Genomic DNA, 23,698 nt, shown 5'->3' on the forward strand with positions numbered 1-23,698 from the left:
TGACAGGAGCAGGACTGATGACCGGCTACGTGATGGCTGCCACCGATGCCGGCGGCGAGCGGCTCGGGGAACGTACCGTCTCCACGGCGCCCACCCTCGGTGAGGCCGCCGCATACGGCACCAGTTACCGGACGAACTATGTGTCGGTCCGGCATGGCCACGACGACATCACCCTCTACGGGGCGGACGCCACCGGCACCTGGTCGGTCCTCGTCGCCCATGCCCCCGCCGTCGTCGTCGTGGAGACACGCCGCCGGCACGATGCCCTGGGCCGGCCGGAGCCGGCCTGGGACGACGGCCCTCAGGTCGGCTACGAATACGCCACCGCTCCCGACCACGACTGCGTGTGGACCGCCATCGACGTGAACGGCGCACCGTTCGGCGAGCGCGTCGGCTCCACGCTGCCCACGCTCGCCGAGGCCGCCGAACTCGGCGATCTCCACGAGGCGGACTACGTCGTAGCCGGCCGGGACGACGGCGGCGTGGTCACGCTCTACGGGCGGGACGCCGGCGGTTCCTGGTCGGTGATCGCGGCCGATGTGGATGTCGAGACGGCCGAGGAGGTGTGCCTCTGGTTCGACCTCACGCAGCACTACCGGGGCCGGTCGTCGGTCGGCACCGCCCCCAGCGGCCGGGCCGGCCACCCTCTCGACCACGTCTCCACGCCCGAGGGCGGGCGGATGGCCCCACAGCGGGCGGTCTCACTGGTCGTGGAGCGCATCCGCACACGCCAACTGGACTACCCCACGCAGGGGCTGGCGGCGGACCGCTTCGAAGGGGGCTGGAGCGTGTACGCGCCGGTGGAGGTCGACGAAAGCGATCCGATGGCGTTCCTGGACATGCCGGTGGGCCGGTCGGTGTTCCTGGTGAGCGACTTCGGACGGGTCAAGGAGGTGTCGAGTGCGATACCTCCGCGGCAGGCGGAGGAGATGTTCACCGCCGAAGAGGCGTACGTTCGCCGCAGGTCCGCGGAGGAACGGTTCATGGACGGCCTCAGGGACGAGGTGATGCGGCTCGACTCCGCGTCGGAAGGCTCCGCGGGCATCAGCTCGTTCACCATCGACTCCCCCGCCGAGGAAGTCGTCGCGGCCAGGGCGTCCCGGCTGCTCGGCCCGATCGCGCAGCAGTTGGCCCTGCTCGGCCCGCCGGGCTGGGACCGCTTCACGGCGGCCTTCTCCTTCACGGTCTCCGGGGAGGTCGCCCAGGTGCGGTTCTGGTGCGGGAACAGGAGCACCGATGTCCGGGTTCCCGAGCAGACAGCCGTGCTGGTCCGCCGGCAGCGACACCTCGCCGCGGGGATGCCGGCCGGGCCGTGGTGGCGCCTGCTGCTGACCGTCAGCCACAGCGCCGGAACGGACGCACGGATCACCACGGAGTACGACTACGGCGACCGGCCCTTCCCCGACGACCATCTACTGGCCCCCGAACGCTACCGCGATGACCTGGCCGCCTACCCGCGCGCCCACACACCGGCGTGGCTCTCAGCACACATCGCCGGCGAGGCGAGCTCCGGGAACCGCACGGCACCGCGGACCACCGGTGGGACGACGCGGCCGTCCGAGCCCCGGCAGGACCGGACGGTGCGGTCGGCGCAGCCCCGCCCGGTTCCAATCCTGGATACCCAGGTCCGCCGGAAACGTCTCTACGCCGATCCACAGCTGATCAGCTTCGGCAAGCACTCGCTCGCGCTCGATCAGGTGGAGTGGGTCAGTTATACGGCGACCCACACCGCCACCAAGCGCTTCCTGTACCCGACGACCCACGACAGCAGGTGGGACTTCGTGGTGGGCAGGTACCCGTACTACGGCGGGCCCAGGGTCCATGTGCACTTCTACCAGGCGGGCCGCCGAGCCGAGCAGCCTGAGGAGTGGGCCTTTCTGGTCAACCTGGCCAGGCAGTACCTGGAGCCCCGGTTGCTCACCGATCTGGTGGCACGGGTTCGCCGTGGTGAGACCGTCACGGTCGGCGGCAGCGTGCAGGTGAGCCAGGGCGGCATCGAGTGTGCGAAGCCCCGGCTCTCGCTGCCCTGGACGTCGATCAGCGCTCCGCAACTGCACAACGGCTTGATCCACGTGTTTCAGCCGGGCGTCGGGAAGCCGGTGTTGACCGTACCTCTGAGTCACCCCAACGCGATGTTGATCCCGGACCTGTTCGCCGCACTCACGTCATGACGGCCGAGCACGTCATCGACCGTCGTCGGTGGCACGTCGTGGGTATGCGAAGGCCTCCGCACGATGGTGGCCCGTCGGGTCCATCGTGCGGAGGCCTTCGGTGGGGTCAGTCCTCCCAGTGGTGGACCGCGTTGGTCGCGGTGACGTCACCGGCGTAGACGAGTGCCACGCGGTGGTTGTACTGGATGGTGTACATCTTCTTGCCGCCGATGACGACCGCCCCGCTGGAGGGGAAGTAGTCGTCGGTGGCGGCGGGTTCGGTGGTGGCGACGTAGGCCTGGCCCGCCGGGATGGAGTACATGTTCAGCGGTGCCTGCGTGGAGGCGCCCAGACCTGCCGGGTACTCCGTCTTGTCCGGGTAGCTCGATCCGTAGAGCGACACCGCGGTGGCACCCGCGGGCTGGATGATCTTCACCCCGTAACTGATCTTCGTGTTGGCGCCGCCGGGGTTGTAGAACCACACCTTGGAGCCGCTGTACCAGATCGCGGTCCAGTCGCCCTGTACGTCCGCGACGACGAACTGCTGCCCGGACTGGGCCGTGCTGCCCCAGTCGTTGACCCGGTCGGTGCCGGGCGCGGTGCCGTGGATCGCCTGGTCGCCGAAGAGCGGAGCCGTCTCGCTCGGAGCGGTGCGCAGGTAGACGAAGTTCGTCTGCTGCTGCTCCTCGGTGCAGGCGGTCGTCTGCCCGGTCGGGTCGTCGGAGGGACACACCTGCATGGTCTGCCGGTTCTCGGCGAAGGGCGGGGCGATCGTCACGACCGAGCCCGTCTGGGGAACGCCGGACAGACCGCTCAGCGGCGCGCCCAGCAGCCGCATGAAGTGGGCCCAGTCCCAGGCGTAGCCCGGGTCCCAGTGCATGCCGGCGACCAGGGACGAGTTGGGTCCGGCAACGTTGTCATGGCCGATGATGTGCTGCCGGTCCAGGGGGATGTTGAACCGTGCGGCCAGGTACTGCACCAGGGCTGCCGTGGCCTCGTACTGGGCCTCGGTGTACCAGGCCGCGCCGTGCACGGCGTAGCCCTCGTGCTCGATGCCTATCGAGTGCAGGTTGGTGGAGTAGTTGCCCGCGTGGAAGGCGATGTCCTTGGTGGGCACCATCTGGGTGACGGCGCCGTCGGAGGACATCACGTAGTGCGTCGCGGTCGGGTTCGTGGGGTTGGCCAGGCCCTGGACACCGGCGTCGTAGGTGGTCTCCAGGTCGTGGATGACGATGGTGTCGATCCTGATGCCGTTGGCGGGCCGGTTGGAGACCTGGCGGCCGGCGGGGGAGCCGGCGACGAAGGTGCAGCGGACGGCGGGCGGGCATTCGATGTCGGTGGTGGCGGCCGCCTTCAGTTTCAGGGCGCCGATCTGCGAGCGTGCGGGGGCGGCGGTGGGGTCCGCTGCCAGCCGGACGCGCTGGCCGTCCCGCGTCTGGGTGGTGGCGCCGCTGCGGATGGTGTCGAAGACGCGGTCGGCGAAGCTCACCGCGCCCTGCTTCTGCTTCGACTGGCTGTAGCGGGCCACGGCGCCGTACCACTGGGAGGCGTCCGCGGGTGTGGTGCCGACCAGCTTCTTCTCGTACGAGGCGAGCAGCGCGGCACCGCCGCGGATGTTCGCCTCGTCGTCCTCGCGCAGTTCCCGCGTGGACAGTCCGGTCAGCTTCGCCGCCGTCTGGAGGGTGTGCAGGGCGGGATCCGCGGCGAGGGACTTCAGGTCGGCGCGGCCCGCGGCGCCGGCGCCACCGCCGGCCAGCATGCCGGGGGTGACGTCCGTGAGGTGCATGACCCCGTAGCCGCCGTCCGTGCTGACCTGTGTGCCGTGCGAGTCCCAGCGCGACTCCTGATAGGCGAGGGCGAACAGGACGCTGGGCGGGATGTGGTACTCGGCGGCGGCGGACTGGAGCGCCTGCTGCCGGTACGCGGGGATGCTGTTCGAGGGACCGTTCGAGGTATCGGCCAGCGCCGTGACCGGCGACATGAGCAGACCGCTCGCGGTCAGCACAGTCGCGGCGATCGCGACGGGCGTGCCGACCGCCCTCTTTCGCTTGTGCAAGGCAAGAATCCTTAGGAACTGGGAAACATGTGGCGAAACGCGTACCTCAGGACGGTGATACGTGCCGTGGAGGCAGCAGTTCGGTGCGCCGCTGACTATAGGAGGTCCGCGAAGCGGATGAAGTCCCGGGCGGGGGGTGGACGTTGACACCCTAAGCCCCGCGGGGAGGCGGCATCCTGGCCGGGTTCGGAATCCGACCGAGCTGCGCGTCAGGCCAGTTGCCTGCGTACTCGCCAGACGCACAGCGCGGCCAGCACGCCCGCGAGCAGCAGACACAACCCGGTCTCTGCCCACTGGAGCGGCCACAGCTGCGACGCGGGGTGGAACTCGGCCCAGTGGCCGGTGCGCCCATGGCCGGCCATGCAGGCGTTGTAGTCGGAGGCCGAGTAACAGCTCATCACGTCCCCGGCCCGGGCACCGGAGGGCGTGAGCGGGCCGTCGGCCACGACCCAGGCGCTGTCGGGTGCGGGCGGCACGGTGGTGTGCTGGGCGTTCGCCGAGACGGTCGGCAGCAGGTGGCCGCGTATCCGGTCCAGGCCGGCCAGCACGCCCGCGCCGACGGCCAACGTGGCGCCCATCGCCGCCAGGGTGCGCCGCAGCAGCAGCCCGAAGGTCACGCCGAGCAGGAGCATCAGCACGGACTGGCCGACCACCACGGGGCCGATGCCGTTGAACGGGTACCACTCGTACCAGGGGAACTGCCCGCCCATCACTTCGGCGGCCGGATGCCACCACCAGGTCATGGCCAGCGCCACCGTGCCGCTGACGACGACGGTCATCGCGACGGGCACGGCGAGCTTCGCCACGAACCAGCGCACCCGGGTGACCGACTGGGAGCAGACCGTCCGGTAGGTGCCGGACTCCAGTTCCTGCGCGAGCTGCGGGCCGCCGAGGAACAGGCCGAACAGCAGGGGAAGGAACACCATCGCCTGCAAGGGGCGGCGCATCGGGAACTGGTACGCGGAGCCGAAGCTCAGGATCTTCTTGAAGCACTCCGTGGACGACGCCGGCTTGCCGCGGCACGCGGCCAGGTGCTGCTGGTCGACGGCCGCGACGATCTGCTGGTGCTTGACGGCGGTGTATCCCGCGATCAGCAGGGCGACCGCGAGGCCGATCCAGAACGCGGTGCGGTTCTGCCGCCACACCAGCCAGGTGAGTCCGCGCAGCCGAAGGGCGCGCGGGCGCGGGAGCACGGCGGCTGTCACGCGGTCACCTCCGGTACGCGCGCGTCGGCGGCGACGCTCGCGCTCGGCGTGATGAGCGCCGGGGCGTCGGCGGTGCGCAGATGGGCCAGCAACAGGTCCTCCAGTGTCGGGGAGACGATCTCCCAGTCGCCCGGGAGCGGCCCTTGCGGGCGGACGAGGGCTGTCAACCGGCCGCCGCTCGTGGTCCTTTCGAGGACGACGTGTCCGGCGAGTCGCTCCTGCCGGCCCTGGTCGGCGTCGGGCGCGCGCAGCACCCGGTGCGCGTCGCTGATCGCGTCGATCTCGCCGGCCAGCCGTACGGTTCCGTCGTTGACGAGCACGAGGTAGTCGCAGGCGCCTTCCAGTTCGGCGACCATGTGCGAGGACATCACCACGGTCGTGCCGTGCCGGGCGGCGTCGAGCATGAGTATCTCCGTCATCTGGCGCCGGACCAGCGGGTCGAGGTCGGCCATCGGCTCGTCGAGCAGCAGCAGCCGGGGGCGCTTGCCGAGGGCGAGGGCGAAGGCGACGCGGGTGCGCTGGCCGCCGGAGAGGGTGCCGACCTTGGCGGTCAGCGGCACGTCGCCCTCGGCGAGGATGCCCTCGGCGCGTGCCTGGTCCCACGAGGGGTTGAGTTCGCGCCCCATCCGCAGGGTCTCGTCGACGCGGAGGTTCTTGTAGAGGGCCTTGTCCTGGCTGAGGAAGGCGGTGTGCTGTCGGGCGGTGCGGCTTCCCGGGGCCTCGCCGAACAGGCGGATCGTTCCGGTGGTCGGTCGGAGCAGGTCGGCGGCGAGCGAGAGCAGCGTGGTCTTGCCCGCGCCGTTGGGGCCGACCAGCGCGCAGATCCGCCCGGCGGGCAGCCGGAACGAGCAGTCCCGCAGCGCCCAGCCGCGCCGGTACCGGCGTCCCAGGCCCACCGCCTCCAGAGCGTGTGCGGTCATCGGGCGTGCCTCCGGCGGACGACCGCCGGCGCCGCGACGCCGAGCACGAGGAGGGCCGCCTGGCCGAGTTGCGGACCGTACGCACCGAGCCCGAGGCACAGCGAGACGTAGTGGGCATAGGCCCGTTCGGCCAGGGGCAGTCCGCCGACGAGGGCGAGCAGTCCGCCGGTGAGAATCAGCAGGTGGGTTTTGGTGAAGGTCAAGGTCTTCATGCCCCGAAACACTATGGATCCGGGTACGGCGGCACTTCGGCCGAAGGTCGGCGACGCGAGGTTTACGGCCCGACGTAAGTCGGGTCTTCCGGCGTGCCGGGCCTACCGAAGTAGGGGGGCCCGTGAAACGTCGTGCCGGGTCGGCACGGGACCCGGTGGGAAACCGGCTCCGGCGCCCACCGCGCCGGCGCCCGAAGGCAGCGAACGGCGGCCCGGCGACAGCGGATCCGGCGGCGGCACCGGTGGGTGAAGACCACGCAGGCCGTTGTGTTTCCCGACAGTCACTCGGGACGTGGCGGGATTGTCGCGCGTCGCGTGTTCCTCCGAACGGCGAGATATCGCCAGAATTTCCGCATCTTGAGAATGGTGACCTGAAGCTGATCAAGTGAGGTTGCGAGTCCGAAGCCGTATGCGTCCGTCCTCGAACTCATACTTTTGTATAGAGGACCCGGCAGGCAGCCCGCGGCCTTTGATGCGAGACAGGGCGGCGGCTTACCGTGGCGTCCGTGATCGATGTGAGACGGGCCGTGCACGAGCACCCACGGATCGCGGATGCGGGCGTGGTGGCCGCGGCCGCCGGACTGACGGTGGTCGTGCTGCGCGCCCAGCAGTCCGGCCTGTACCTGTACCCGCGGTTGTCCAGTGGTGCGGTCCTGGCCTCGATCCTGCCGTCCGACGGGCTGCTCCACGCCTGGGTTCCCCTGTCGGCCTGCTGCGCCGTGTATTGGCGCAGACGCCAACCGGTCCTGCTGGCGCTGACCCTGGTGGCGCTGGCGGTTGTCTGGCCGGTCGTCGTACCGCTGCTGATCGCGCTGTTCACCGTGGCCGCGACCTGCTCCGGCCGGACCACGCTGTGGGTCACCGGCGTGGCTCTGGTGCCCGTCGTGGGGTGCCTCCTCCTCCCCGGGTACGCGGGTCCCCTCGCCGTCGCCCCGACCGTGTCCGCCGTGGCCTTCGCGGGGGGAGCGGTCGGCTGGGGTCTGTACCTCGCGGGCGTGCGGGAGAGGGCGGCGCGTGCGGAGCGGGAGGCCGGGCTCCGTGCCGAGCAGGCCCGGCAGCACGCCCGGGAGGAGATCGCCCGGGAGATGCACGACGTACTGGCACACCGGCTGACCTTGCTGAGCGTGCACGCGGGCGCACTGGAATTCCACCCCACCGCCTCACCGGCCCACATCGCCGAAGCCGCCGGTGTGATCCGGCAGAGCGCGGGGCAGGCCCTGGAGGATCTCCAGGATGTGCTGCGTGTCCTGCGCACCCCCACCGTCACCGCCCACACCGAACCCCCCTCTCCCACGCTGGGTGACATGGACCGACTGATCGAGGAGTCGCGCGCCGCCGGCGCCGTCGTGCGGATGCGCCGGGACACAGAGGACCTGGCCACCATGGACCCGGCCACGAGCCGTGCCGCGTACCGCATCGTGCAGGAAGCCCTCACCAACCACCGCAAGCACGCGCCGCTCCACCCCCTGAGCCTGTCACTGACCGGCGGGGCGCGTGCCGGGCTGACCATCACGGCCGGCAACCCGGTGCAGGCGGGGCCCGGCGCGCGTCCCGGCGGGGCGGGCCAGGGCCTCATCGGGATGCACGAACGTGCCACCCTGGTCGGCGGCAGCATGTGCCGTACCCTCACCGACACCGACTTCTCCGTCGAGATCTGGCTGCCATGGACCAGGTGACCCGCGTTCTCGTCGTGGACGACGATCCTCTGGTGCGCTCCGGCCTGCGCCTGATGCTGTCCGGCGCGGGGGACATCGAGGTGGTCGCCGAGGCGGCGGACGGTGCGGAAGTCCTGCCGCTCGTCGACGAGCACCGCCCCGACCTGGTCCTCATGGACATCAGGATGCCGCAGCTGGACGGCCTGAAAGCCACCGCCGAACTCCGCCGCCGGCCCCGGCCGCCCGAGGTGCTGATCCTGACCACGTTCACCACCGACGGCTACGTCCTGGAGGCGCTGCGCGCGGGGGCGGCGGGCTACGTCCTCAAGCACACACCGCCCGCTCAGATCGTCGCCGCGGTGAGGAACGTCATGGCCGGTGAGCCGGTCCTGTCACCGGACGCCGTCAAACAGCTCATCGACGTGGTCGCCACCGCCGGCGACGAGGTCACCGCCTCGCGGCGCGACGACCGGGCCGAGGCGGTCCGGCTCCTCGACCTCCTGGGGAACCGGGAGCGGGAAGTGGCGCTCGCCGTGGCACAGGGCAGGACCAACGCCGAGATCGCGGCGTCGCTCTATATGAGCGTCCCCACGGTCAAGGCTCATGTGTCCCACATCCTGACCAAGCTCGATCTGAACAACCGGGTCCAGATCGCTCTGGTGGTGTACCGGGCGGGCATGCTCTGACACGGTCTCGCAGGCAACGCCCCGTCACAGGTCAGCTCATGAGGCGAGACGGGTCTGATCACGGGAGCCGTCAACGTGATGGCCGCGGCGATGTCGACGACGGTCACCCGCCCGTGGCCGCGCTCGCCGGCTGTTCGGCTTCACCCGGCCGCAGGCGATCGCCGCGCCCGGAGCGGTCGGCTACGTCGACGTACCGGGCGTGCCGCGGCCGGGTGTTGCCGTACCGGGTTCTGCGTCAGCCCTGGCTGCTCCCATGCCCTGGGAGACCAGCCGGCATCCGGCCGTCGCTGCCCACGGCCCCGCGTCCCAGCCGGTCACCGCCCCTCACCGGGTACGGCGTAGGCGGCCTCCGTACCCCGCCCACATGACCTGAGGCACAGACGCTGTCTACCGCCCTTGCGGTCAGCCGAGTTGCCACAGTCCCCGGACCAGGGTGGTCAGCCCTCCGGCCAGGGAGAGCAGCATCACGGCGTGCGCGAGCCGGGTCTGCGGCATCCGCCGGGCGAGGGTTTCTCCGGTGAGCGTGCCGGCCACCAGCCCGGCGCCCGTCAGCAGCCAGGCCGGCCCGGTGAGCGTCGGCAGGCCGTTGGCGGCCACCGAGAAGACGTTCAACACCACCCCGTAGAACAGGGCGTTGGGCACGAAGTGCCGCGCCGGCCAGTCGGCGTTCGCCGCGTACAGCGACAGCGCCGGACCGCCCACGCCGGCCGCCGCGTTCATGAACCCGCTCGCCCCGCCCGCGATCAGGGCGCCGCGTGACCCGCGCAGCGAGGCCGACCGGACCCCGGCCAGCACCAGCAGCACGGCCGCGCTGACCGTGGCCCCCAGCAGGGCCAGCAGCAGCGGCGCCGGCAACCGGGCCGCCGTCCAGGTCCCGAGCGGCACCGCGCAGACCGCCGACACGACCAGCAGGGTCATCGCGGGCAGGCGCACCTGTCGCCACGTACCGGCCAATCCGACCGCGCTGACACACCGGCCGCGCAGTTGACGAGCGCGACCCCCTCGGCCGGGCCCAGCAGCAACGCCAGTGCGGGCACCGACACCAGCGCGAATCCCATCCCGGTCGTACGCTGCACCAGCGCGCCGACCGCGACCACACCGCCCAGCGCCGCGGTGGCGACGGCGCTCAACGGACCTGCCCGGGGCCTGCGGTGGGAAAGCGGAACCGTGCGGCGGGCACGAGTGGTATGCCGCGCGTGGCGGTCGGCGGTGCGGGGCGCGGGCGCATGCGCGGGCCAACGGGGCGGGCAGTGGTCATGCGGCGATCCCAGCATCCTGCGCGCCCGGCGTGAAATCCTTTAGCATCCGGCTTCATGGTGCGGTTCCGCCTCCGCCTCGACGACCTGTCCTCGGCGTGCTTCGCCTGCTCGCCGCTGCAGGAGACCGTGCTGAGCCTGCGCATGTGGACCCATCCCGGCCACTACCCCGGGCAACTCCCGTGGTTCCGCCGCGTCTGCAAGGCCATCCCCGGTCTCGATCCCGCGCAGGTCCGGCTGCTGCGTTCCCTGATCGCCTCCAACCGCTGGCTGCCGGACTTCCTCACCCCGCGCCCCGCCGGCCCCTGGCCGGACATCCGCGACGAACTCACCGCCCTGCGCGCCACCCCGCCCGACCGCGTCCCCCTCGATCTGGAACGCGCCTACCTCCCGCACGACCGTGCTGTCCCCGAGCCCCTGCGGCACGGTCTCCAGGTCCCCGAGCGCCTGCTCGCCGAGATCGCCGATGCCCTGGAGAACTACTGGTCCTCCTGCCTGGCGCCTGCCTGGTGGCCGAGAGCCCGCGCCGTCCTCGAGGCGGACATCGCCCACCGCGCCCGCAGGCTCGCCACCGGCGGAGCCGACGCCGCCTTCGCCGACATCGACCAGCGGCTGCGCTGGGACGCCGGTACCCTCACCATCGCCTGCGAGCGCCCCCGCGGGGCCCCGGCGGACGGAGTCGCGATCAGCGGCAGGGGATTGGTCCTCGTACCCACCCTTTCGCACAGGGAGCCATCACCGCCATCGACCCCGAGCAGTCGCCGCTGGTCATCTATCCGGCGCGCGGGCACGGGACCATGGCGTACGACCGCACGCCCCCGCCCGCCCACCGGGCGCTGGAACGCCTGCTCGGCCGCCCGCGGGCCCGGCTCCTTCTCCTCCTCGACCAGCCCGTCTCCACCACGGACCTGGCCCGCCGCCTCGATGTCACCCCCTCGGCCGTCAGCCAGCACCTGAGCGTCCTGCGCGACGCCCGGCTCACCGAGCGCATGCGCCAGGCCGGAGCGTCCTCTACAGCCGCACCCCCCTCGGCGACACCCTCTGCGCCACCACCGACGACTGATTACCGCTCCCACCGGCAACGACGTCCGGCAGCGGGCTCTCGGCACGGGTCGCGGCCTCCTCCGCGCGCAGGTCGTGGGGCCCGGCATCCCGGGGAGGGACGGCACTCGGATGTTCCGGCTGCTGTGGCCACTGCCGGTGCGCCGCCAGTCTCTCCGGAGCAGCCCCGACGACTTGTGAGCAGCCAGTGATCGAGACCTGTACAACGTCCGGTTGCGGCCTGCGGACGGCGGCCCCACCCCACTGACCGAGGAGGAGGAGCGGCGCGCGCGGGCGGTGTTGTTCAGCCCTCTCGGCAACGCCATCGCCGAACGGGGCTGGGTCCGGTTCCCCGCGTACTCGCCGGAGGAACGCCGCCGACTGGTCGACATCGCGCACCCTCTCAGTGCTCACTGGGGCCGGCAGGTGTTCGTCGAGGCCGAGGATCAGTGCGCCATGCGGCTCTATCTCGCCGGGCACGGATCACAGCTGGCTAATCTGTTGTGCTCCGCTGGTTGGTATCGCTCTACTCCACCATCGTCCGCGTCCACCAGCGCGCCGCCGGGGCGTCTCCTCGGCGAGCGGAGGGCAGCAAGCACCCGAAGCTTCTCCCCAGCGCCCTCGACGGCGGCCGCCTCGGCGGGGCGGACCGGCACCAGACCGACCCACGGCCTCGGTACGGCAGGTTCTCCGGCCACTCCCCCCATCCGCAGGGCCGGCCGGAGTCTTCTGCTGCCCAACCCGCCGGCCGAAGGGGTACGTTTCTCCAACTCGCACAGTCACCATCTTGACCAGTGATGGCATCGTGCGGACACAGTGGGCGGGAAGCCGCGAAATGCAGCAAGCCGCCCGCAAAGATCGCGTGTCTGCTACGGACTTGCCGCCTGGACGCGCCCCCGCGCGACGCAGGCCGTCGCCCGAAGCGCGACCAGTCCGAGCATTGAACTTGCCGGTCCACTTTTCCCGTGGCACGATGTTATGGACCACGAGGTCCACAGTTCGGGTCGCGCCGCCCCGCGCATGCACACACCATCGCTGCAGAAAGCAGACATCATGAGCGCCAACCCCTCGGGCAAGCCCCTTCCCCGGTTCACCGTCCAGGTCGAGCAAGAGGTCCTCGACGATCTGAAGGCACGGCTGAAGGCTACGCGCTTCGCGCCCGACCTGGAGAACGACGACGAGCGTTACGGTCTCAGTACCGCCTACCTCAAACCCCTGGTGGAGTACTGGGCCGACGGCTTCGACTGGCGCGCCGCCGAGGCGAAGCTCAACTCCTACAACCAGCACCGCATCGACGTCGGCGGTACCCCGGTCCACTTCATCCACGAGCGCGGCAAGGGCCCGGCCCCCGTTCCGCTACTCCTCATGCACGGATGGCCGTGGACCCACCATCACTGGCACAAGGTCATCAAGCCGCTCACCGACCCCGCCGCGTTCGGCGGCGATCCCGCGGACGCCTTCGACGTCGTCATCGCCTCCCTGCCCGGTTTCGGCTTCTCCACACCGCTGACCAACCCCAGGGAGAATTACGCGGACATGGCGGACCGGTTCCACACCCTGATGACAGAGGTGCTCGGATACGAGAAGTACGGGATCGGCGCGGCGGACTACGGTGCCCTGGTCGGCGCGCGGGCGGGTCACAAGTACGCCGACTCGCTGTACGGCGTCCATCTCGGCAACGAGATGCCTCCCGCACTGTTCCAGGGTGACCGGTTCTGGGACCTGTCGGGCGGCCGGCAGACCGAGGACCTTCCGCCGGCGGAACGAGCCAGGCTGCTGCGGTTCCACAAGATCTACGTCTCGCACGTGGCGGCCCACCTGCTCGACGGGCAGACGGTCACCCACGGGTTCAACGACTCCCCCGTCGGGATGCTGGCCTGGATCCTCAAGCGCTGGAAGACCTGGAGCGACCGCAAGGGCGACTTCGCCGTGAACTGGCCGGTCGACGACATCCTGACCTTCGCCACCATCTTCTGGGTCAACGAGGCCATCGGATCCTCCATCCGCGCTTACAAGAACGCGAGCCTGTACCCGCCCCAGCCGGTCAACGACAAGACGCCCTACGTGCAGGCCCCGGCCAGCTTCACGTTTCTGCTGGGCGATTCCTCGCCCGGCGCGGAGACGGCGGAGGAGCGCATCCGCCTCTTCGAGAACGGCGGCGCCCGGTTCTACGCGGACATCCGCGACGTGAACGTGCATGAGAAGGGCGGTCACTTCGGCCCGTACGAAAACCCCGAGGCGTGGATCGACGACCTGCGGACCTCGTTCCGCAAGCTGCGCTGAAGCCACCTGCGGTGACACGAGTGCCTCCTGGGTGCGGATGCCTGTGCGCCCGGACCCGTGGAGGCGCTCACGCCCGTACCGCAAGATTGGACTTGACGGTCCGATCGCAGGCCGGGACGAACGCCGACATCCGCACCATCGGCGGCGCGGTCGGTGCGACCGTCGTAGCAACCGTTCTCTCGTCCTCCAGCGGGGCCGACGGATACCCGAGCGACTCCACGGGGGCCGACGGATACCGAGCGAAGGCGGCTGGGTGGCCGTCTTCCTCCTCCCGGCCGGTGCCGCGGTCGCCGGCCTGTTGTCCCGCGCGCTGATTCCGGCAACCCGTCGCACGGCGTCCCATCAGCTCAGTCAGCCCGCCCCGCTCGGTCAGCCCGCACCGCGCGGTCGACCAGGCACGACACCCCACCTACCTCAGTTGGCACACACAGCAGAGCAGGAGTCACACATATGACCGTCCCGGCACACTCCGACCTCGATCAGATCCGGGAGCTGAAGGCCCGCTACGCGCGCTACGCCGACACCAAGCAGTGGGACAAGGTGGCGGGTCTGTTCACCGCCGACGCCGTCATGCGCTTCCGCGACGTCGGCGGTGAGCTGATCAACGAGGTCACCGCCGCCGAGTTCGCGCGGACCATCGGCGGGCGCGTGGGCGCCGGTCAGCCCGTCCACCACCTGTTCTCGCACGAGGTGACATTCAGCTCGGACACCACAGCCGCGGGTCTGTGGGCCATGGAGGACCTCATCTTCCACGACCGCGCGACCAACCCGGACGCCCCCTTCTCCTTCATGCACGGCTTCGGCCACTACCACGACACCTACCGCAAGGTCGGCGGCACGTGGTACATCTCCGGCAGTGAACTCACCCGGCTGCGGATGGAGATCGTGCCCTGATCCGGACGTCTCCGGCCCATGAGGAACTCCGCGGAACGCCCCGAGAGACCAGAGCCACGGCCCTGGCCCGGGGCTCGGCGGCCTTCGCAGAGCGCAGGGGCGGTCAGCGGACCCGCCGCACGGTACCAACCGGTCTGCGTGAGCCCTGTTGGCGACTGGTCGGCGTGCACACCGACGCCTCGCTGCTGCGGCGTCCGTCTCCCGCAGCAGCGATACGGCTTCGTCGCACGTGGCGATTGCCCGTACGCACTCGCCGTTCATCGTCAGGCACCGGCCCACGTCCGTGAGCACCCGTAGGGGCAGTTGGGCGCACAGGCGACGGATCGCGCCCGGACTTCCAGGAGCAGCCGGGCCGCCTCCCCCTCCTCGCCCCGGCATGGGCCGGCCTGCGCGTCTGCCCCGCCACTCTCCCCAAACACCCCCGGTACAGCAGCTCACGGCCGATGTGCCAGGTCACACCCTGGCCACACCATGGAGTGAGGGTCACGCGCACCACCATCGGCGACGCTGCGTCGAACCGGAACCCGGCGTCAACGGGCCGCCGTGGCACGCCGTCCAGCACACCCCGGACGTCCAGGCGGAGAACCGACCCGCCTCCGAACGTCGCCTGCCCTGCCCGGACACCGGTCTGTCCGCTCCGTGTGCCGGTCGCGGCCGGGCCGGCACACCTACAGGCCGACACACCTACAGCCGTGTCGGGCGAACTGCCGCGATGCAGCGGTGGCGACGGTACCGGCACCGGCGTCCCCGCCCACCGCCGACGGGGGACGAGAACGACATGCACGCGACAGGTCACGAGCTTGCCCTCGCCTCACCACGCCCCCATGCGACGTGTCCCGCATCACGCACTCTGGACTTGCAAGTCCAGTTTTCGCGCTGCATGATGAATGGACTGGAAAGTCCAAATGGGCGAAGCGCCGGTTCCAACGGAGTCCCTGTCGGCCGGCGTACGCCTCGCCTCCGTACTCGGCGAGGTACCCGTAGTCATGGGAAAGGCGAGAGGTCGATCATGGAAACTCTGGAGCGTCTGCGCGTCATCGAGGACGTGCGCCGGCTGATGGCCCGCTACGTCCGCTACGCCGACCACCAGCGCTGGGACGACCTGGCCGCGCTCTTCACGCAGGACGGCACCTTCACCCCTCACAAGGTCGACGGATCGGTATGGCTGCGCATGAACGGCCAGGACGAGATCAAGGCGACCGTCGGCTCCAGCGGCGGCCCCGGCGTCACCCTGGTCCACCACCTCTTCTCCGACGAGATCGACGTCGACTCCCCGACCAGCGCGCACGGCGTGTTCGCCATGGAGGACATCGTCACCCGCCCCGAGGGCGCCGAACTCTCCGACACCGTCCCCTTCCGCGTCATGCACGGCTTCGGCCACTACCACGGCCACTTCGTCAACGAAGACGGCCAGTGGCGCATCAAGGAACTCAAGCAGACCCGGACCCGCCTCGACTTCTCCGACTGACCCGCACGCACATCTCCCGCCCACCACGCTCCCCATCGAGAAGGCAGCACAGCCGTGAGCAACGACAGCCGCACCCAGCTGGAACCGTACAAGATCGACATCTCCCAGGACGTCCTGGACGACCTCAAGGAGCGTCTGGAGAAGACCCGCTTCTTCGAGGACCTCGACAATGAGACCGAGTACTACGGTCTGAGCACGGACTACCTCAAGCCCCTGGTGGAGTACTGGGCGAACGGCTTCGACTGGCGGGCCCAGGAGAAGCGCCTGAACACCTACAACCAGCACCGCGTCGAGATCGACGGCACCCCCGTCCACTTCGTCATCGAGCGCGGCAAGGGCCCCGATCCCATCCCCCTGATGGTCTCTCCCGGCTGGCCGTGGCCCGGCGAGTTCAGCTACGGGCTCATCCCCCTGCTCACGGACCCCGCCGCACACGGTGGCGACCCCAACCTGTCCTTCGACGTCGTCATCCCGGACCTGCCGGGCTTCGCCTTCTCCACTCCCGCCAAGGGCGACCTGAACTACTGGAAGATCGCCGACATCCTCGACAAGCTGATGACCGACGTCCTCGGCTACGAGAAGTACGCCGCTGCCGGCTCCGACTACGGCGCCCTGGTCACCAGCCAGCTCGGCCACAAGCACGCCGACCACATCATCGGCCTCCACTACGGCCACGACATGCCCCCCGGGCAGTTCGCCAACGAGCGTTTCTGGGACCTCACCGACGGCGCCAAGACCCCCGAGGACGCCTCACCCGAGTGGCGCGCGGGCTGGCAGAACTTCATCGACACGTACGTCTCGCACGTGGCGGCTCACATGCTCGACGCCTCGACGCTCACCCACGGCCTCAACGACTCCCCCATCGGCATGCTGGCCTGGCTCCTCAAGCGCTGGAAGAAGTGGAGCGACAAGCGCGGCGACTTCGAGGAGAACTTCCCGCGCGACTTCATCCTCACCCAGGCCACCATCTTCTGGGCCACGCAGTCCATCGGCAGCTCCATCCGCATGTACCGCAACGCCGTGCGCTACCCGTGGGTCCCGTCCCACGACCGACAGCCCGTCGTCGAGCCCCCGGCCGGCTTCACCCTCCTGCTCGGTGACGCCTACCCGCCGGCCATCAACACGGTCGAGGACCGCATCGCCGCCTTTGAGAACGGTCCCACCCGCAGCTCCTTCAACGTGGTCAACGTCAACGCCCACATGAAGGGCGGCCACTTCGTCCACTACGAGAACCCGGAGGCCTTCGCGACCGACCTCCGCGAGACCTTCCGCCGGATCCTCCGCTGACCCACACGCACCAGGTCCGCTCCCGCGAAGCCGGGCAGGGGACCTGGTGCCGTCGTTCGCGGGCGTCCTGGCCCGGCCGGTCACTCTCTCAACCGCGCCCGCGTCGCACCGAGCGTCCGAGCCCCGGTGCGCACCGAGACCAGCGGAAAGGCGCTGTGACCCGACCCGACCAACGTGGACCAGTAGGTCCATTCGTGGGATGATGGAGGGATGAACAAGGGACTCACCGCGAAGGGCAGGGCGACCCGGCAGCGCATCGTGGTCGCCGCGGCGCATCTGACCAGACAGAAGGGAGCCGCCGAGACGACGCTCGACGACGTCCGGGCGGCCACCGCGACCAGCAAGAGCCAGCTCTTCCACTACTTCCCCGACGGCCGGGCGGACATCCTCACGGCCGTGGCCGAGTACGAGGCCGAGCAGGTCCTCGAGGTCCAGCAGCCCTTCCTCGGCAACCTGACCACCTGGGACGCCTGGCAGAAATGGCGCCAGGCGGTACTCGACCACTACACCGAACTCGGCCGGCAATGCCCCCTGGGCAGCCTCACCACCGAACTCGGCAAATCCTCCCCCCAGGCCGGCGCCATCGTCACCACCCTCTTCGACGGATGGGAGGAAGCCCTTCTGAAAGGCGTCCGGGCCACCACACCCGGCGCGTCCCCCGAGGCAGCCCGCGACCACGCACGCAGCATCCTCGCCGCCGTCCAGGGCGGCGTCATCATGCTCCAGGCCACCGGCCGCACCGAGTACCTCGAAGCGGCCCTCACCGCCGCCATCGAACCCCTGCGCCCCACCACCGGCACCGCCGGCGACTGACGGCTCCGCCGCCCTCGCGACCGGCCAGTCACCCGGCAGCCGTGCCGACGGGCCGCCACAGGCGGGGCGGCGGCAGTCGCTCCAGGGAACCGGCGTGCCGAGTCAGGCGGTGGTCTGCGCAGTCGTAGAGCGCGTGCGCAGGGTCGGACAACGACTCTGCGTGCAGCGGACCGATGGACCGCTGCGCTCGCCGCGCTGAGCCGGAAGGACACGGCGCAGATTCCGTCGGTGCGCGCGGTGGGCAGGGGCGTGGAACCGGCACCGTCAGAGAAGGCGACCGAGATTTCCGGTCCCTTCGGTCCCTACCCGTAGGACGTGGCTCAGAGATTCGTTCGCGGGCCCCGACTCGCGCTGGGCCCGGTGGCCTCTGGTCGCACTGCCCGCCGCGATGCTCGTCCTCTTCCAGGTTCGGCGCGTGGCCTGTTCCCGGCCGTGCACAAGGCGGGCGTCAGGCGCCGATGAGCGGACGGCGGGCCGCCTAGGTTCCGCCGGGGCGTCGGTAGGCGCCGTACCACCAGATGCGGTCGAGTTCGCGGGCGAGGGCCGCGTCACCGCTGCCCTCGTCGACCGCGATGTGGTGGGCGATGGCCTGGTTGCCGCCCCAGACGATGATCCGGCTCGCGGCGACGGCGTCGAGGCCGGCCGGCGTCGAACCGACGGTCTGTTCGGACAGCAGGGTCCGCAGCACCGCCTCGTCGAGGGCTTCGAGGTCGGCGGTGTGGGAGTCGCCGATGGCCGGGTCGTAGGACGCCGCCTCGCGGACCGCGGTGAGCACTCCACGATGGGCGCGGTGGATGGCGATCACTTCCTCGAAGAACCGGGCGGGCCGGTGGGCCCCGCCCTCCTCGGCGGCGGGGTCCCATTGCCGTGCCAGCGTCAGCAGTGACTCCCGCAGTTCGCCGGTGAGCCGCACCAGGACGTCCGACTTACCGGTGAAGTGAGCGTAGAAGGTGGCCCGGGAGACACCCGCCTCCTCGATGATGCGCTGGACGCTGATCTCGGAGAAGGGCTCGCCGGCGTCGAGCAGCCGCTCCAGGGTGGCCATCACCTGCGCCCGGGTCGCGGCCGACCGCGCGGCGTGGTGGCCGGCCTGGCGCCGGGTCACGGGTCTCATCGGGCGCCTTTCGTCATTGGGAGGTCGACGGGCCCGGAGTGGCTCCCGGCACCCTCCTGGGAGGACGGGGGCAGGCCGCGGTCGTCGCCGCGGACCACGGAACCGGTCGGCCAGGACTCCCAGCCTGCCCGGCGCACCGGCTCGGCGGCGCAGATCTCCCTCCGCGGCAGCCGAGGAAGATCTGCGCCGCTCGTTGTCGTCGACCTCGCTCCTCTGCGGGTTCGTGCGGTCCCGCCGAAGCTGTCCCGGGGTCAGCTCACCACGGGAAGGGCGAGGTCCCACAGCCGGTCCGCGGCAGCGGGGTCGACCGACCACCTGGCCACGCCGACCATGGGCTCGGGGCCCCCGTCCACGATCTCCGATTCCTGGTTGTCCTCGAAGTACCGCCCGCTCGCACCGTCGAGGAGCGGCGACGCGGCCAGCAGCACCGTGGTGGCAGCGCCCTGGGCCGGGGTCTTGTAGTAGTCGGGCGTGACAAGGTTGCCGTCCGCGTCCATGGCGCCGAAGGCCTGCATGGTCGCCTGGTCGAGGTGGCGTGTCAGGTTGGTGTGGATGAACCCCGGCGCGCAGGAGTTGGCGGTGATGCCGTGTTCGGCCCACCGGCGGCCGATGCCGACGGCGAGCAGCACGTCGGCGGTCTTCGACTGCGCGTAGGCGACGAACGGGTCGTAGGGGCGTCGCTCGAACTGCGGGTCCTCGAAGTCGAACCCGGTCCGCAGCTGGGCGCCGGAGCTGACCAGGACCACCCGCGGCTTCTCGGCCTGCTCGAGCGCCGTGCGCAGGCCGACGGCCAGGGCGAAGTGGCCGAGGTAGTTGATGGCGAGCTGCATCTCCCAGCCCTGTGCGGTGACCTGCCGGGTCGGGAGCATCATCACGCCGGCGTTGGCGACGAGGGCGTCGAGCGGACCGCTCCAGGCGTCGCAGAAGGCCCGGACGGATGCCAGGTCGGCGAGGTCGAGCGCGACGGCCCGCGTCCCCGGGAACTCCTTCACCAGCGGCTCGGCCGCGGCAGGGTCACGGGTGGCGACGGTGACCTCGGCTCCGGCCCCGGCGAGCGCGCGCACCGTCTCGGCACCGAGACCGGAGGACCCTCCCGTGACGATCATCCGGCGACCGCTCAGGTCGACTCCGTCGAGCACCTCCTGGGCGGTGGCACGCGGGCCGAAGGGGGTGGCGATCAACGTCATGGCTGTTCCTGCCTCAGCGAAGTGAAGGGGGCGACTCCGGCCGGTGGCGTCCGTCGTCGACGGTGCCGCCGAGTCGTCATAAGACCAACCATACAACGTGTATGGACTGTCTGTCGGTCCGGGCGGCACACTTTCATGGTGCCGCCGGAGGTCCGGTCTTGTGCAAGACGCGTTTCTTCGCTGACACGTGTACCCGCACCCAGAACTCACGGTGCAACTGTCGTCCCACCGCTGCTAAATCACCCTGCACAGTCGCTCGCACCACCCCCGTGACACTCGCTCCCACGAGCCTCGGCTACGTATTTCCGTTCTCTTCGCCGCGAGAGCGCGACTCCGCACACATAGGCTCGGAGGGTGAACGCACGAGGCGGGTCCGGTGGGAAAGGGAGTGGGGCGCCGTGGAGTCGCTCGTAACGATGACCGGCCGGGACGACGAACTGCGGCAGCTGTCCGCGTTCATGACGGCCGGGGAAGGGCAGGCCCTCGTCCTGAGAGGGGAGACGGGGGTGGGCAAGAGCGCGTTGCTCGACCATGTCGCCCGGCTGGGATCGGGGGCGGGCCACGAAGTGATCCGGGCCGCGGGGGTCGAGGCGGAGTCCGGGCTGCCGTTCGCGGGCCTGCACCAGCTGGTCCACCCCCTGCTTCCCTCCGTCGACGGCCTGGACGAGGTGCACCGCGCCGTGTTCGGCACCGTCTTCGGGCGTAGTGGCGGAAAGCCACCGTCCGTCATGTCGCTCGGCATCGCCGTCCTCGACCTGCTGTCCCTGGCCTCCTCGGCGAAGCCGCTGCTGCTGCTCCTCGACGACGGCCAGTGGCTGGACGCCTCCAGCGTCGCGGTGATCGGGTTCGTGGGGCGCCGGCTCACCGGCAGCTCGGTGAAGCTCGTCGTCGGCCTGCGCTCGGACGTGGCGTCGGGTTTCGACACCGCCGCCCTGCCCGAACTGACGGTCAGGCCCCTCCCCGACGAGGCCGCGCGCCGACTGCTCGACCTGCGCCGCCCGGGCCTGGACACACACGTCCGCCGTCTGGTGCTGGACCAGGCCCGGGGCAACCCACTGGCCCTGCTCGAACTCTCCGCCCACATCCACGGCGACCGCACGGGAGGTGGGGCCGCGCAGCTCCTCGGCTCACCCGAGGCCTCGGTGCCGCTGCCGGTGCCCCGGCGTCTGCAACATGTGTACGGCACCCGGATCAAAGGCCTCGGCGACGACGTCCGTCAGGAGCTGCTGCGCGGCGCTCTCGACGGTGTCGGAGCGACGCCGGGAACCGTGCCCGCGCTCGGATCGAGGCGCTACCGCATGCGCGACGCCGAAGAGGCGTTGGCCGCAGGCCTGTTGAGCATCGACCCGGTCAGCGGCGACTTCGTCTTCCGGCACCCGCTGGTGCGTACCACCGTGGTCCAGACGGCGACGCCCAATGAGCGCCGGGCCGCCCACGCGGCCCTCGCGCGTGTGCACCGCGACGACGTCGAGAGGAGCGCCACGCACCTGGCGGCCGCGGCGGTCGACCCGGACGAGGAGGTGGCGGCCGCGCTGGAGGCGGCGGCCGACTCCGCGACCCGGCGCGGCAGCGCCGTGGCCGCCGTGGCCTGGCTGACCCGGGCCGCGGAGCTGAGCGAGAACCGCGAGGACCGGTCCCGCAGACTCGGTGACGCGGCCTTCGCCGCCGGACACGCCGGGCTCTTCGAACAGGCGCAGCGCATCATCCGCTCCGATCACGCGGCGGGCGCGGACGAGTCCCCCGCATCCGTGGTCACATCGGCCTATCTGGCGTTCTTCGAGGACGGGAACGTACGGCACTCGCACCGCCAGGTGGTGACGGCGATCACAAGCCTGCGCGAGCGGGAGCCGGGCAAGGCGTCCGACGTGCTGACCCGGCTGGTGAACCTGCTGCTCGCGATCGACCAGTACGCGGGCGACCCCGCCCAGTGGGAGGAGACCCGCGCATTGCTCGGCGCACTGGGCGATCCGGTTCCCGCGCGCTCGCTGATCTACCGGGACGCGTGGGGCGACGTGGTCCGGCACGGTGCCGGTGTGGCGGAGCGGGTGGAGCGTGAGTTCACCGATCTGTCGGCCATGGAGCCCTGGGACATCACCCGCCTGTCGGTCGCCGCCTACCACGTGGACACCCTCAGCCAGTACCGGCCGCACCTGCAGCGCACAGTCGACCGCGAGGCCGAGACGGGCTTCGTCCGCAACAGCATGACCATGCTGCACCTGATCATGCTCGACCAGATGGCGGTCGGCGAGTGGGACGAGGCCGAGCGGACCGGACAGCGCGACCTGGAGCTGACGTCGTCCCATGGATACGCGTTGCTCGCCCATCACACCCGGGCGTATCTCGGGCTGCTGGCCGCGATGCGCGGAGAGGTCGAACGTGCCCGGGAACTCCAGGCCGCGGTCGACGCCTGGGCCCGCCCCCGCGGCGTCGGTTTCCTCACCCAGATCACCGACGCCATCGGCACCGCCGCCGCCCTCAGCGAAGGCGACTACGAAGCCGCCTACCTCCACGCCATCGGCATCACACCCCCCGGCACCTTCACCCCCTACGCCCACCAGGCCTCCCGCACCCTCCTCGACCTCGTCGAAGCGGCCCTGCACACCGGCCGCTCCGAACAAGCCCGCACCCACGCCCTCGCCGCCCGCGACGCACACCTGCCCGACATCTCCCCCCGCCTCGCCCTGATCACCCACGGCGCCCTCGCCATGACCGCCACCGACCCCACCGAAGCCGACGAGAACTACCACCGCGCCGAAACCCACCCCGCCGCCGCCACCTTCCCCTACGAACTCGCCCGCATCCGCCTCGCCCACGGCATCCACCTCCGCCACACCCAGGGCTCCAGGAGCGCCCGTCAGCTCCTCGTCCAGGCCGCGGAGACGTTCGAACGGCTCGGCGCACCCACCTGGACCGAACGGGCACGGGCGGAACTCAGGGCGTCGGGACTGGCCACCCGCGTGACCTCCGCGCAGCTCGCCGGGCTGACCTGGCAGGAGCGCCGGATCGCCGATCTCGCCGCCAACGGTCTGACCAACAAGGAGATCGGCGCACAGATGCACCTGTCGCCGCGCACGGTCAGCTCCCACCTCTACAGGGTCTTCCCCAAACTGGGCATCACCTCACGCGCCGCCCTGCGCGACGCCCTGGGCAGGCTGGAGGAGGACACCTGAGGTGAGGGATCGTGCCGCCGAACGATGGCCGCGGGTGTCGCCTCAGTCGAATGACTTAAACCCCCGGGTTCCGGGCCGCGGACGAGGTGGCGGCCGTCACGGCGGGGGCAGGCGGCGGCCGGGCCCGCCACCTGCGCCGCCGTGGCGGGACGCCGGGCGGCACGAGCGGGGCGCCGGGCGCCACGGGAGGCACGTCGAACGCCCCAACCCGTCATCGCATCCGACCGTCATGTGACTGATGTGTCCGGTTTCGCCACAGACGAGAGTATGTGCCGCCGGTCCGGCCACGGAGAGGAGAGGG

General features: G+C 70.8%; 19 protein-coding genes. 11 read left to right on the top strand and 8 right to left on the bottom strand.

The features are described 5' to 3' along the window. The first annotated feature begins 17 nt into the window (after window positions 1–17). Window positions 18–2,171: a hypothetical protein gene (locus ACGFRF_RS24675; RefSeq protein ID WP_393743314.1), complete on the top strand. Its 2,154-nt coding sequence runs from the start codon at window positions 18–20 to the stop codon at window positions 2,169–2,171. Window positions 2,172–2,277: 106 nt separating this feature from the next. Here the strand turns inward: ACGFRF_RS24675 and ACGFRF_RS24680 are convergent, their stop codons facing one another. The 4 genes from ACGFRF_RS24680 to ACGFRF_RS24695 all read right to left on the bottom strand — a co-directional run bounded on the left by ACGFRF_RS24680 (window position 2,278) and on the right by ACGFRF_RS24695 (window position 6,543). Continuing rightward, window positions 2,278–4,206: an N-acetylmuramoyl-L-alanine amidase gene (locus ACGFRF_RS24680; RefSeq protein WP_393743315.1), complete on the bottom strand. Its 1,929-nt coding sequence runs from the start codon at window positions 4,204–4,206 to the stop codon at window positions 2,278–2,280. A 209-nt stretch (window positions 4,207–4,415) separates the two neighbouring features. Beyond that, entirely contained in the window at window positions 4,416–5,411 is a 996-nt protein-coding gene (locus ACGFRF_RS24685; protein ID WP_393743316.1) for an ABC transporter permease, read from the bottom strand. Next, window positions 5,408–6,331: an ABC transporter ATP-binding protein gene (locus ACGFRF_RS24690; protein ID WP_393743317.1), complete on the bottom strand. Its 924-nt coding sequence runs from the start codon at window positions 6,329–6,331 to the stop codon at window positions 5,408–5,410. Before ACGFRF_RS24690 ends, ACGFRF_RS24685 begins: the two co-directional genes overlap by 4 nt. Beyond that, the gene (locus tag ACGFRF_RS24695; protein WP_393743318.1) at window positions 6,328–6,543 is read right to left on the bottom strand and encodes a hypothetical protein; all 216 of its coding nucleotides are present in this window, start codon (window positions 6,541–6,543) and stop codon (window positions 6,328–6,330) included. Before ACGFRF_RS24695 ends, ACGFRF_RS24690 begins: the two co-directional genes overlap by 4 nt. A gap of 506 nt (window positions 6,544–7,049) precedes the next feature. Here ACGFRF_RS24695 and ACGFRF_RS24700 point away from each other — a divergent pair. Together ACGFRF_RS24700 and ACGFRF_RS24705 are read left to right on the top strand one after the other, a co-directional pair. After that, on the top strand, window positions 7,050–8,219 hold the full coding sequence (locus ACGFRF_RS24700) for a sensor histidine kinase (protein WP_393743319.1): 1,170 nt from the start codon (window positions 7,050–7,052) through the stop codon (window positions 8,217–8,219). Beyond that, window positions 8,207–8,884 carry a response regulator gene (locus tag ACGFRF_RS24705; protein ID WP_393743320.1) on the top strand — a complete coding sequence of 226 codons (678 nt, stop codon included), beginning with the start codon at window positions 8,207–8,209 and terminating at the stop codon, window positions 8,882–8,884. Before ACGFRF_RS24700 ends, ACGFRF_RS24705 begins: the two co-directional genes overlap by 13 nt. A gap of 402 nt (window positions 8,885–9,286) precedes the next feature. Here ACGFRF_RS24705 and ACGFRF_RS24710 read toward each other — a convergent pair whose 3' ends face one another. After that, window positions 9,287–9,802, bottom strand: a complete 516-nt coding sequence (locus ACGFRF_RS24710; protein WP_393743321.1) for a TSUP family transporter — start codon at window positions 9,800–9,802, stop codon at window positions 9,287–9,289. Window positions 9,803–10,197: 395 nt separating this feature from the next. On the opposite strand from ACGFRF_RS24710, the gene ACGFRF_RS24715 reads away from it, so the two are divergent. The 4 genes from ACGFRF_RS24715 to ACGFRF_RS24730 all read left to right on the top strand — a co-directional run bounded on the left by ACGFRF_RS24715 (window position 10,198) and on the right by ACGFRF_RS24730 (window position 14,358). Beyond that, window positions 10,198–11,097, top strand: coding sequence for a hypothetical protein (locus tag ACGFRF_RS24715; protein WP_393743323.1), 900 nt, complete (start codon window positions 10,198–10,200; stop codon window positions 11,095–11,097). Further along, window positions 11,049–11,393: an ArsR family transcriptional regulator gene (locus ACGFRF_RS24720; protein ID WP_393743701.1), complete on the top strand. Its 345-nt coding sequence runs from the start codon at window positions 11,049–11,051 to the stop codon at window positions 11,391–11,393. The genes ACGFRF_RS24715 and ACGFRF_RS24720 overlap by 49 nt, the downstream gene beginning before the upstream one ends. Window positions 11,394–12,234: 841 nt before the next feature. Continuing rightward, on the top strand, window positions 12,235–13,464 hold the full coding sequence (locus ACGFRF_RS24725; RefSeq protein WP_393743325.1) for an epoxide hydrolase family protein: 1,230 nt from the start codon (window positions 12,235–12,237) through the stop codon (window positions 13,462–13,464). Between the two features lie 450 nt (window positions 13,465–13,914). Further along, on the top strand, window positions 13,915–14,358 hold the full coding sequence (locus ACGFRF_RS24730) for a nuclear transport factor 2 family protein (protein ID WP_393743327.1): 444 nt from the start codon (window positions 13,915–13,917) through the stop codon (window positions 14,356–14,358). A gap of 103 nt (window positions 14,359–14,461) precedes the next feature. Here the strand turns inward: ACGFRF_RS24730 and ACGFRF_RS24735 are convergent, their stop codons facing one another. Then, on the bottom strand, window positions 14,462–15,154 hold the full coding sequence (locus ACGFRF_RS24735) for an SsgA family sporulation/cell division regulator (protein WP_393743329.1): 693 nt from the start codon (window positions 15,152–15,154) through the stop codon (window positions 14,462–14,464). A gap of 213 nt (window positions 15,155–15,367) precedes the next feature. On the opposite strand from ACGFRF_RS24735, the gene ACGFRF_RS24740 reads away from it, so the two are divergent. The 3 genes from ACGFRF_RS24740 to ACGFRF_RS24750 all read left to right on the top strand — a co-directional run bounded on the left by ACGFRF_RS24740 (window position 15,368) and on the right by ACGFRF_RS24750 (window position 17,926). Beyond that, window positions 15,368–15,826, top strand: a complete 459-nt coding sequence (locus tag ACGFRF_RS24740; RefSeq protein WP_393743331.1) for a nuclear transport factor 2 family protein — start codon at window positions 15,368–15,370, stop codon at window positions 15,824–15,826. Window positions 15,827–15,880: 54 nt separating this feature from the next. Beyond that, on the top strand, window positions 15,881–17,113 hold the full coding sequence (locus ACGFRF_RS24745; protein ID WP_393743333.1) for an epoxide hydrolase family protein: 1,233 nt from the start codon (window positions 15,881–15,883) through the stop codon (window positions 17,111–17,113). Between the two features lie 210 nt (window positions 17,114–17,323). Further along, a complete protein-coding gene (locus tag ACGFRF_RS24750; protein ID WP_393743335.1) occupies window positions 17,324–17,926 on the top strand; it encodes a TetR/AcrR family transcriptional regulator in 603 nt (200 codons plus the stop codon). Between the two features lie 478 nt (window positions 17,927–18,404). On the opposite strand, the gene ACGFRF_RS24755 is transcribed toward ACGFRF_RS24750, so the two are convergent. Then, window positions 18,405–19,040 (bottom strand): TetR/AcrR family transcriptional regulator, encoded by a 636-nt coding sequence (locus ACGFRF_RS24755; protein ID WP_393743337.1) that lies wholly within the window; start codon window positions 19,038–19,040, stop codon window positions 18,405–18,407. Between the two features lie 251 nt (window positions 19,041–19,291). After that, window positions 19,292–20,227, bottom strand: a complete 936-nt coding sequence (locus ACGFRF_RS24760; protein WP_393743339.1) for an SDR family NAD(P)-dependent oxidoreductase — start codon at window positions 20,225–20,227, stop codon at window positions 19,292–19,294. Between the two features lie 416 nt (window positions 20,228–20,643). Between ACGFRF_RS24760 and ACGFRF_RS24765 the strand changes: the two genes are divergently transcribed. Continuing rightward, the gene (locus ACGFRF_RS24765) at window positions 20,644–23,397 is read left to right on the top strand and encodes an AAA family ATPase (protein WP_393743703.1); all 2,754 of its coding nucleotides are present in this window, start codon (window positions 20,644–20,646) and stop codon (window positions 23,395–23,397) included. The last annotated feature ends 301 nt before the right edge of the window (window positions 23,398–23,698 follow it).

Origin of the sequence: Streptomyces sp. NPDC048521, assembly GCF_043199855.1 — a bacterium.
In the GTDB taxonomy this organism is placed as follows: domain Bacteria; phylum Actinomycetota; class Actinomycetes; order Streptomycetales; family Streptomycetaceae; genus Streptomyces.

Bases quoted from the DNA above. Each gene is read 5' to 3' on its own strand.
- ACGFRF_RS24695 (WP_393743318.1), bottom strand. From the start codon at position 6,543: ATGAAGACCTTGACCTTCACCAAAACCCACCTGCTGATTCTCACCGGC.
- ACGFRF_RS24705 (WP_393743320.1), top strand. From the start codon at position 8,207: ATGGACCAGGTGACCCGCGTTCTCGTCGTGGACGACGATCCTCTGGTG.
- ACGFRF_RS24750 (WP_393743335.1), top strand. From the start codon at position 17,324: ATGAACAAGGGACTCACCGCGAAGGGCAGGGCGACCCGGCAGCGCATC.
- ACGFRF_RS24765 (WP_393743703.1), top strand. From the start codon at position 20,644: ATGACCGGCCGGGACGACGAACTGCGGCAGCTGTCCGCGTTCATGACG.
- ACGFRF_RS24715 (WP_393743323.1), top strand. From the start codon at position 10,198: ATGGTGCGGTTCCGCCTCCGCCTCGACGACCTGTCCTCGGCGTGCTTC.
- ACGFRF_RS24675 (WP_393743314.1), top strand. From the start codon at position 18: ATGACCGGCTACGTGATGGCTGCCACCGATGCCGGCGGCGAGCGGCTC.
- ACGFRF_RS24740 (WP_393743331.1), top strand. From the start codon at position 15,368: ATGGAAACTCTGGAGCGTCTGCGCGTCATCGAGGACGTGCGCCGGCTG.
- ACGFRF_RS24730 (WP_393743327.1), top strand. From the start codon at position 13,915: ATGACCGTCCCGGCACACTCCGACCTCGATCAGATCCGGGAGCTGAAG.
- ACGFRF_RS24760 (WP_393743339.1), bottom strand. From the start codon at position 20,227: ATGACGTTGATCGCCACCCCCTTCGGCCCGCGTGCCACCGCCCAGGAG.
- ACGFRF_RS24690 (WP_393743317.1), bottom strand. From the start codon at position 6,331: ATGACCGCACACGCTCTGGAGGCGGTGGGCCTGGGACGCCGGTACCGG.
- ACGFRF_RS24725 (WP_393743325.1), top strand. From the start codon at position 12,235: ATGAGCGCCAACCCCTCGGGCAAGCCCCTTCCCCGGTTCACCGTCCAG.
- ACGFRF_RS24710 (WP_393743321.1), bottom strand. From the start codon at position 9,802: ATGACCCTGCTGGTCGTGTCGGCGGTCTGCGCGGTGCCGCTCGGGACC.
- ACGFRF_RS24755 (WP_393743337.1), bottom strand. From the start codon at position 19,040: ATGAGACCCGTGACCCGGCGCCAGGCCGGCCACCACGCCGCGCGGTCG.